The sequence below is a fragment of the Psittacicella hinzii genome, from assembly GCF_003585885.1.
Lineage (GTDB): Bacteria > Pseudomonadota > Gammaproteobacteria > Enterobacterales > Psittacicellaceae > Psittacicella.
Genome location: NZ_NRHC01000031.1, coordinates 1 through 9,516, shown reverse-complemented (window position 1 = coordinate 9,516; position 9,516 = coordinate 1). Strand labels below are relative to the sequence as shown.

8 protein-coding genes are annotated in these 9,516 nt (G+C 33.4%); 2 read left to right on the top strand and 6 right to left on the bottom strand.

The features are described 5' to 3' along the window. Positions 1 to 19: 19 nt before the first annotated feature. The 6 genes from gnd to CKF54_RS02770 form a co-directional block, all read right to left on the bottom strand. Positions 20 to 1,489 carry a decarboxylating NADP(+)-dependent phosphogluconate dehydrogenase gene (gnd, locus tag CKF54_RS02795; RefSeq protein ID WP_119524765.1) on the bottom strand — a complete coding sequence of 490 codons (1,470 nt, stop codon included), beginning with the start codon at positions 1,487 to 1,489 and terminating at the stop codon, positions 20 to 22. Between the two features lie 24 nt (positions 1,490 to 1,513). Beyond that, positions 1,514 to 2,380 (bottom strand): 6-phosphogluconolactonase, encoded by an 867-nt coding sequence (gene pgl / locus CKF54_RS02790; protein WP_119524764.1) that lies wholly within the window; start codon positions 2,378 to 2,380, stop codon positions 1,514 to 1,516. A gap of 1 nt (position 2,381) precedes the next feature. Next, the gene (gene zwf / locus CKF54_RS02785; protein WP_222987484.1) at positions 2,382 to 3,920 is read right to left on the bottom strand and encodes a glucose-6-phosphate dehydrogenase; all 1,539 of its coding nucleotides are present in this window, start codon (positions 3,918 to 3,920) and stop codon (positions 2,382 to 2,384) included. A 172-nt stretch (positions 3,921 to 4,092) separates the two neighbouring features. Further along, positions 4,093 to 4,638 carry a peptide-methionine (S)-S-oxide reductase MsrA gene (gene msrA, locus CKF54_RS02780; RefSeq protein ID WP_119524762.1) on the bottom strand — a complete coding sequence of 182 codons (546 nt, stop codon included), beginning with the start codon at positions 4,636 to 4,638 and terminating at the stop codon, positions 4,093 to 4,095. 315 nt (positions 4,639 to 4,953) lie between these two features. Next, positions 4,954 to 6,861: a glutamine--fructose-6-phosphate transaminase (isomerizing) gene (glmS, locus tag CKF54_RS02775; RefSeq protein WP_119524761.1), complete on the bottom strand. Its 1,908-nt coding sequence runs from the start codon at positions 6,859 to 6,861 to the stop codon at positions 4,954 to 4,956. Positions 6,862 to 6,889: 28 nt separating this feature from the next. Then, the gene (locus CKF54_RS02770) at positions 6,890 to 7,840 is read right to left on the bottom strand and encodes a DeoR/GlpR family DNA-binding transcription regulator (RefSeq protein WP_119524760.1); all 951 of its coding nucleotides are present in this window, start codon (positions 7,838 to 7,840) and stop codon (positions 6,890 to 6,892) included. Between the two features lie 307 nt (positions 7,841 to 8,147). On the opposite strand from CKF54_RS02770, the gene CKF54_RS02765 reads away from it, so the two are divergent. After that, positions 8,148 to 9,086, top strand: a complete 939-nt coding sequence (locus tag CKF54_RS02765) for a 4-hydroxybenzoate octaprenyltransferase (protein ID WP_119524759.1) — start codon at positions 8,148 to 8,150, stop codon at positions 9,084 to 9,086. A 1-nt stretch (position 9,087) separates the two neighbouring features. Then, on the top strand, positions 9,088 to 9,438 hold the full coding sequence (locus CKF54_RS02760; RefSeq protein ID WP_119524758.1) for a DUF5389 family protein: 351 nt from the start codon (positions 9,088 to 9,090) through the stop codon (positions 9,436 to 9,438). Positions 9,439 to 9,516: the final 78 nt, after the last annotated feature.

The window sequence follows — 9,516 nt, the reverse complement described above, 5'->3', positions numbered from 1 at the left end:
GGATCCTTTTTTATTTGACTTAAACATCGTATTTAGTTGCAGAAACATCACCGCCTGTACCAGTCCAGTTAGTGTGGAAAACTTCACCTAGAGGACGGTCAACACGTTGATAAGTGTGTGCACCGAAATAGTCACGTTGAGCTTGTAATAAGTTTGCAGGTAATTTACCTAAAGTATAGCTATCTAAGAATTGTAAACCAGCAGCCATACATGGAACAGGAATACCGTGTTCAATTGATAGAGAACAAATTTTTCTCCAGCTTGGTAAGCAGTCAATTAGAATATTACGGAAGTATTCATCTAAACCTAAGAAGTTTAGATCAGGGTTTTTATCGAACGCATTCTTAATATCTTGTAAGAATTTAGAACGGATAATACAACCTTCACGCCATAATAACGCAGTGTTACCTAAATTGATATCCCAGTTAAATTCGTCTGATGCAGTTTTCATCAGCATAAAGCCTTGCGCGTAAGAAATAATTTTTGACGCTAATAGAGCTTTACGTACGTGCTCAATTAAATCAGCAGCTTCTTCGAATTTTAATTTTCTTTCAACTGGTGGGTGAATGTTACCAAATACTTTTTCAGCTTCTAAACGTTGGTCTTTTAATGCTGAAACACAACGCATAAATACTGATTCAGTAATTAATGTTAATGGTACACCAAAGTCTAAAGCATTGATACCAGTCCATTTACCTGTACCTTTTTGACCAGCTGTATCTAAAATTTTAGAAACTAAAGCTGAACCATCTTCATCTTTGAAGCGTAAAATATCAGCAGTAATTTCAACTAAGTAAGAATCTAATTCTGTTTTATTCCAAGATGTAAAGATATCTGCTAACTGATCATAAGATACATCAACATACTCTGACAAGAAGTGATAAGCTTCACAAATTAGTTGCATATCACCGTACTCGATACCATTGTGAACCATTTTCACAAAGTGACCAGCACCTTCTTTACCAACCCAGTCACAGCAAGGATAACCATCTGGAGTTTTTGCTGAAATTGCTTGTAAAATAGGTTTTACAGATTCCCAAGCTAGTGGATTACCACCTGGCATAATTGAAGGACCTCTACGAGCACCTTCTTCACCACCAGATACACCTGTACCTACATAAAGAATGCCTTTTTCTTCTAAGTATTTAGTACGACGGTTTGTGTCTACATAGTTAGAGTTACCACCATCGATAATGATATCGCCTTTCTCTAGTAAAGGTAATAATTGTTCAATAAATACATCTACCACTTCACCAGCACGTACCATTAAAAATACTTTACGAGGAGAAGCTAGTTTAGATACCATATCTTCTAAAGACGTAGCGCCGACAATATTAGTATCTTTAGCTGGACCATTGATAAAATCAATTACTTTATCTTGGCTACGGTTATAAGCAACAACTTTAAAACCATGATCATTCATGTTTAAAATTAAGTTTTGCCCCATTACAGCTAAACCAACAACTCCAATGTCGTAATTTAAAGACATAATTTTCCTCTTGATTATTAATAATTATTTTAAAGTTGATTGTACTTTTTCTAATGCTGCTACATTAATTTCTTTCGCGGCAGCTGAATCTAGATACATAGTAGTTTGATTTTTTAGACCTACATGAACTAAAACTTCATTATTACCAAATTTTTCTCTGACAATTTGGTAAATATCAAAGTTCTTATCATTTACAACTTCTTGTAAAAGTAATAGACCGACAATTGACTCAACTACTTGCCCTAAAACTTTAGCTTTAGCTTCACCAGAAGCTACAAAATTAATTTCTTTAGCTGCGTTAATTAATTGTAATGACTGTGAAATACGCGGTTGCATAGTTAAAGGATGAAATGCAGGTACATATAAGTCATCTTCATCTAATTCAAAAACAGCTGGGAATAATGAAGCAGTATGTCCATCATCTCCGATCCCTAAAATAATTAGGTCAAAGCTTGGAATACCTTGTTCATTAGCTGGAATTAATTCTTTTACTAATGAAACCATACGGTTGATTTCAGCAATAACGTAAGTATATTCAAGCTCTTTATCAGTTAAACCTTTAATCGGGTGAATATTTTCAGCCGGAATATTTAGTTTACTTAAGTAACGACGGTTTAATTCTCCATAGTTACTTTCACTTGAGCTATAGTCTACTAAACGCTCGTCATTCCACCAAAGATGTAAGTTTTGCCAATTAATTTTTTCAGCTAAACCACTTTTCTCTAGATAAGCAAATAATTTAAATACTGTCGAACCACCAAATAGGGAAATATGTTTAGCACCGCCCTCTAAACTAAGCGCAAGTAGCTTATCCGCAACAGGAGATAATTGCTCATCTCCTTCAGCTTCCACTATTGTATAGTTTCCTTGTTTAAATAAAATTTTAGTCATATTAGTTTTTTAACTTTTCTTCGCGTTCAGCAATACAATCAAAATGCCATTTAAAGCCAGATTTTTGTAGTAAATCTACAGAAGCATCTGGTCCCCAGGTACCTGATTGATAAGTATGTATTGTTGGATTACCATTTTTATAATCAATAATCGGTTGCACATACTTCCAACATTCTAATACAAAGTCAGAACGTGTAAATAGAGTTGCATCACCACGAATTGTATCTAAAAGTAATCTTTGGTAAGCATCAAGAATTAAAATGTTTTTCTCACTACGATTTAGATCAGTATATTTGAAGTCCATTGGCACTTCTGAGAAATTGAAACCAGAACCAGGACGCTTCATACCAAAATTCATTTGAATATATTCATTTGGTTGAATGCGGATTACTAGATTGTTCTCAGGTGCATTCTCCTTGAAATCATGGTGTGGAGAACGTTTAAAGTGAATACAAATTTCAGCAACACGTTCTTTTAAACGTTTACCTGTACGCACAAAGAAAGGAACACCAGCCCAACGCCAGTTATTAACTTCCAGTTTAGCTTGCACATAAGTTTCTGTACGAGAATTAGGATCTACTCCCTCTTCATCTTTATATGCTTTTTGCTCTGGATTGTTAGGGTTTTCTAAATACTGCGCTAATAAAACTTGATCTTCAATTGTTTCAAATTTAATCGGTGCTAAGCTTTTAATAACTTTAACTTGCTCGTCACGAATTGAATCAGCGTCAATACGTGCAGGTGCTTCCATAGCTACAAATGAAAACACATTTAACAAGTGGTTTTGTAGCATATCGCGTAGGGCACCAGAATGATCGTAGTAAGCTGCACGACCTTCTACCCCTAACTCTTCAGCTGCCGTAATCTCTACATAACTAATGTAGTTTCTATTCCAGATTGGTTCAAATAGTGCGTTAGCAAATCTAAATACTAAAATGTTTTGTACTGTCTCTTTACCTAGGTAATGGTCAATACGATATAGTTGACTTTCATTAAAGTATTTATGTAACTCATTATTTAAGTTATTTGCGCTCTCAACATCATAACCAAATGGTTTTTCTATGATTAAACGACGCCAGCCTTCTGTTTGGTCAGCTAAACCAACAGAGTGTAAATGTTCAGCAATCGTAGTGTATGCACTTGGAGGAGTCGACATGTAGAAAACTACGTTGCTAGGAATATCTAATTCTTTAGCTGTATTTTCAATAACTTCTTTTAAATGCTGATAATCATTTTGATCAGTTGCATTTGCTTTAGTGTAGAAGATTTTATCAATAAAATCATCTACCATTTTCTTGCTCAGTTGTTCGTCTGCTTTTTGTGATTCTTTTAAGAAGTCATTTTTTACTTTTTCAATTGACTCTCTACATTTATCTTGGAAATCTTTGGTTTCAATCAGACTACGACCAATCCCCATAATCTTGAATTTTTTTGGAGTTAACTCATTACAAAATAAGCCAAATAAAGATGGTAGTAGCTTACGTTGAGTTAGATCACCAGTAGCACCAAAAATTACGATTATACTGTCTTCAGTTTTAATACTCATAGAATTGTATAGTTAAGAAAAAATCACAAAGTTCACTATCTTAAAAATAGCAAACTCTCTAATCTTGTTTGTGGTTATGATAAGTTCATTAAGTTAATATTATACCGCAAATTGCGCCTATTTACTTAGTTTAAAAGCTACACCCCTAAAGAGTGTAGCTTTATTGTTAGCCTTTTAATCTTTCTCTTGCCACTTTATTCTGCTCCTCTAAAATTGGACGCAAGTCTATAAAGTTTAAGTGACAATAGCCTGTTGGATTTTTATCTAAGTACTTTTGATGATACTCTTCAGCACTTGTGTAATTATTTAAAGGAATGTTTTCTACGACAATAGGCTGACTATACTTCTGTTGCTCTTTAGCTAACAAGGTATTAATAACTTCTTGCTGTTGCGCAAAATCTTCAGGAAGAGAATAAATTCCTGTACGATATTGAGTACCAACATCATTACCTTGCTGATTTACTGCTGTAGGATCAATAGTCTTTAAGAATGCACTAAGTAATTCTTCAAGTGAAATAACTGCAGGATTATAAACTACCTTAACAGCCTCAACATGTGCCGTTGTTCCTGTACAAACCTCTTTGTAACTCACTCCGTCACGATTACCATTGGCATATCCTACTTCTGTAGCTTCTACACCAATTAAACTTTGCAGAAATTTTTCCGTTCCCCAGAAACACCCACCTGCTAAATAAATTACTTTTTCACTCATACAAACCTCTGATTGATTTAAATTTTTATAATTTTGCTAAAACTTATTTCTTTTCTAAATTCCATTTTACTCTAAACTAGAAAAAAAGTAAGGCTTGTTTTTATCGTTATTTCAGTTATTTTTCTTCTCTAAATCAATAGAAGGTACTTTGCTAGAGTAAGATGTATTTAACTTGATAGATTAACTGGACTTCATTAGTCCTAATTAAAAACTTTAGAAGAGTAAATGGCAAGATAATACTAATAATAGTGATATTGCTAAATAAATACGACAAAGAGCAACCTCTTGAGGTTACTCTTTGATCTGTATTTTATCTTATTCAACTGTCACTGATTTAGCTAAATTACGAGGTTTATCTACATCACAACCTTTAGCTACAGCAAGGTAGTAAGATAGTAATTGCAGAGGAACAACGTATAAAATCGGAGCAACAATTGGATCTATGCTTGGCATTTGAATTAAGTGAAGATTATCTCTTGGAGTTAATAAATCTGGATTATCGGTAAATACGTAAGTAATACCACCACGACTTAAAACCTCTTCAATATTTGACTTCATCTTATCACTTAACGCATCATTTGGTGCTAAAGCAATAACTGGCATATTCTCATCAACTAAAGCTAGTGGACCATGTTTTAGCTCACCACCTGCAAAAGCTTCAGAGTGAATGTAAGAAAGTTCTTTAAGTTTTAAATCACCCTCTTTTGCAATTGGATACATAGTATCACGACCTATATATATACAGCTTTCTTTGTTTACTAAACTATTAGCTAACTCTACTACTGGTTTGTGATCAGCTAAGTAATTTTCGATTGCACGAGGAAGAGAGTTAATGCCATCAACAATACGTTTGCTAATTTCTGGTGTTAAGTTGCCTTTTACGCGCGCTAAAGCTGAAGCAAACATTAAAAGTAGTACTAATTGTGAAGTAAAGGCTTTTGTTGAAGCAACACCAATTTCAACACCACAACGAGTAATATAACTTAAATCTGATTCGCGTACAATTGACGAAGAAGGTACATTACAAATTGTCATTGAACCTAAGAAACCACTTTCTTTAGCTTTACGTAGAGCTGCTAAAGTATCCGCAGTCTCTCCTGACTGTGACATAGTAATGATTAAGGAATTTTTACGAGTAACAGCTTTACGGTAACGATATTCTGAGGCAATCTCTACATCACAACTAATACCAGCAAAATCTTCAATCCAGTATTTTGCTACTAAACCAGAGTGATATGAAGTACCACAGGCAATAATAACAATATGCTCAACTTTTTCAAGAAGTTCTTGGGCTTTTGGACCAATAGCTTCAGTTAGTACGTGATCCGCAACTATGCGTCCTTCAACAGAGTCAATAATCGCTTGAGGTTGTTCAAAGATTTCTTTTAGCATGAAAGAATCATACTCACCTTTATCGATTACACCTACTTCTAAAGTTGAATTTACAATTTCACGTTCAACTGCTCTAAAATCTTTATCAAAGATTTCAACTTTATCCTGTTTAACTAAAACTATGTCACCCTCTTCTAAGAATGTAAAGCGACGCGTTTTATCAATTAAAGCTAATTGGTCAGAAGCTAAATAGTTACCCTCATCACTATAACCCACAACTAAAGGTGAACCTAATTTAGCACCAATTATCTCATGTGGATTAGAGGCATCCATTACAGCTAAACCGTAAGCACCCTCAACTACACAAGTTACCATTTTTACCGCAGTTAAGAGATCAACCTCTTTACCCTTGAAGTGCTTCTCTAATTTTTCTAAAGCTTCTTCTCCAAAAACAGGCGCTAAATAGTCTTGCGTATTTCTAAAGAAGTGTACTAAGTGAGCTACTACTTCTGTATCTGTTTGTGAGTGGAATTGATATCCTTTGCTTTTTAAGAAAGTGCGTAACTCTTGATGGTTTTCAATTATTCCATTGTGAACTACAACAATTGAATCTGACACATGAGGGTGAGCATTAATTTCAGATGGAGAACCATGTGTAGCCCAACGAGTATGAGTTATACCAATATTGGCTTCTAAGCCAGGGTGAGCAGCATTAACTCCCTCTCTTAATTGATCTACTTTACCTAAGCAACGAACTCTTTGAAGCTCTCCATTCTTATCTACTACAGCAATACCCGCAGAGTCATATCCACGATATTCTAGACGTTTTAAACCTTCAATTAATAATTGAACCACATTCTGTTGAGATACTGCACCAACAATTCCACACATAATAAAATTTTACCTAATTGTTTTTTTTCTAAAACGAAATACTATTTATATCAGCAGCAATTACTTCTACTGACTTCATTAATTCTTTTCTTACTTTACGAGAAATTAAAGAATCTGTTATTACTAAATCTATATCTTCCCAACTTAACTCATCGTTAGGTTGCTTGTTACTTATCTTCGAAGACTCAATTAACACTACCGTAAATTTAGAAGCCTCTGACATTACCTTAGTATATGAAGAGCGCTCAAATTTTGTTGTTGTGCCATTTTCTCCAAAACCATCAGCACCAACAAAGCAAATATCAAAGTTATACTCTTTTAGCGATGGGATCATGCTTTTAGAATAAAGAGATTCTGAATGGCTATCAAACAACCCGCCAGTGATAATTAAACTTGGACGGTTTTGTTCAGGTAATAGGGAAAGCTCATAACCTATACTTAGACTATTTGTCATTACCAGAACTTTTTTCTTATTACCTAAAAACTTAACTAACTCTGCGGTAGTTGATCCTGAGTCTATAGCTATACGAGAATTGTTATGAATTAAACTCGCTGCTTGTTTAGCAATAGCTAGTTTACATCTTTGAGATAAACTTCTGACAGCATTGTCATTTTTACCTCCAGTTTTTTCAAAGTCATTAAGGAGATTTAAATATTCTTCACTTTCTTTAGCTAGTTGTTTTACTTCTTCTTTACCTAAATTTTGATCAACTTTTTTTAAATCTTCTATATCTATGTTTAAAGGAGGTAGGGGATTTATTTCGTCATTAGTGGCATTAACCTCCAAGCCTATCCCTCTTAGAGATACAGCTCCACCTAATTTACGCACTAATAACTTTCTTTCTTCAAGCTCTGCCAAATCTCTTCTAATCGTGATTTGGGAAACATTTAGAAGGCGCTCTAACTCTTCGACAGTTAAATAGGAATTTTCATTGATAGCTTTAACTACTAAAGCCTGTCGGATAATTTTTTTTCTCATATTGCTACACCTTAAGATCAAGAAGAAGTAAAAATTGACACATCAAAGTAAAAACTTTGCCTAACGACCTCTAAAAATGATAAAAAATAATCAAATAACCTTTTAATCCTGATTTATTATATCACCTATCAATCAACATTTGAAAAATTTGATCAATTTATTACTACTTTTTTGATCATTATTTTCATTTTTATTTACAAATTAGCTTAAACAAAAATTTCGACGAAGTAATGCCTTGGGAAAACCATAAATAGCTAGAGAAAAGTGTTATAATTTAAGAGCAATAAAAAGTATCTTATAATTTTATATGAAGAATAATCCGTATATTCGTCTAATGCGTTTTGATAAGCCAGTAGGATCTCTACTTTTACTTTTTCCTACATTAATGGCTCTCCTCCTTGTAACTAAAGGGATTCCTGAACTAAAAAGTTTAGTAATCTTTACTCTAGGAGTAATTATCACTAGAGCAGCTGGTTGTATCTTAAATGATATAGCTGACCGCAATATAGATGATAAAGTTGCAAGAACACAATCAAGACCTTTAGCTAATAAAGAAATTACAGTTTTTAGTGCGTTAGTATTATTTGTTATCTTGGCACTAATAGGTATCCTACTGCTATATTTTCTTCCTGTACAAACATACATTTGGGCTTTCTTATGTTTAGCCTTAATGATTGTTTATCCTTTATCTAAAAGGTTCTTTGCTGTACCGCAGTTATTTTTAGGTTTTGCTTTTTCTATGCCTATACCAATGGTTTACGCATACTATGGCATTAACCCATTTACTGACTTAAATGCTTTATTACTCTTTTTCTCTAACGTAGCTTGGACTATTGCTTATGATACTCAATATGCTATTGCTGATTTAGATGACGACCTTAAAGAAGGTAAGATTCATTCTTCTGCAATTACGTTTGGGAATAAGGTAAATTTATATGTATTTATCTTAAATTTTACTTACTTAGCTTTACTAGCTTTAATTGGCTATCTAAATCAGTTTAGTTACCTCTTCTATATAGGTTTAGGCATTAACCTACTCTATTTTATTTACCATTACTTCAATGTAGATAGATTAGATGGAAGTACTGGTTTTAAAGCATTTAATCAAAATATTCAAATAGGTTGGATAAGTTTATGGGCATTAGCTTTAGGGTTAATTGGAATGTATGCCAATCAACCTACAATTGATAGCGCTAATCAAACAACAAATCCAACTCCTGCTTTAATAGAAGATAATAATAAGTAACATGACAGAGAATCAAAAAACTCAAAATCAATATTCAAAAGAATATAGAGATCGCTTACCTAAGATTAATATGCTTCATGTGCTTAATCTGGTATTTTGCTTCCCTATTTTCTTTTACCCACTTTTAATGCTTTTATCAGCGTCATTAAATAATCCACCACCAGGGCAAGAATTACTTTATCACGCTGTAGATATCACTATTTGGCTTTACCCATTACCACTGTTTGCTTTAATGTGGTTATTTAGTGTTATTTGGAAAAGAAATCAAAAATTAGGTTTCAGAGTTTTAGTAAGTGCAATTATTATTGAAGTATTACTTTGCTTTGGTTTAATCCTATTCTTAGTACAATAGAATTTTGTACAATAAAAATAATCCATAGATAAAAATGTAGGGATTATTTTTATTGTAATAATTTAAAATGGTAGATCA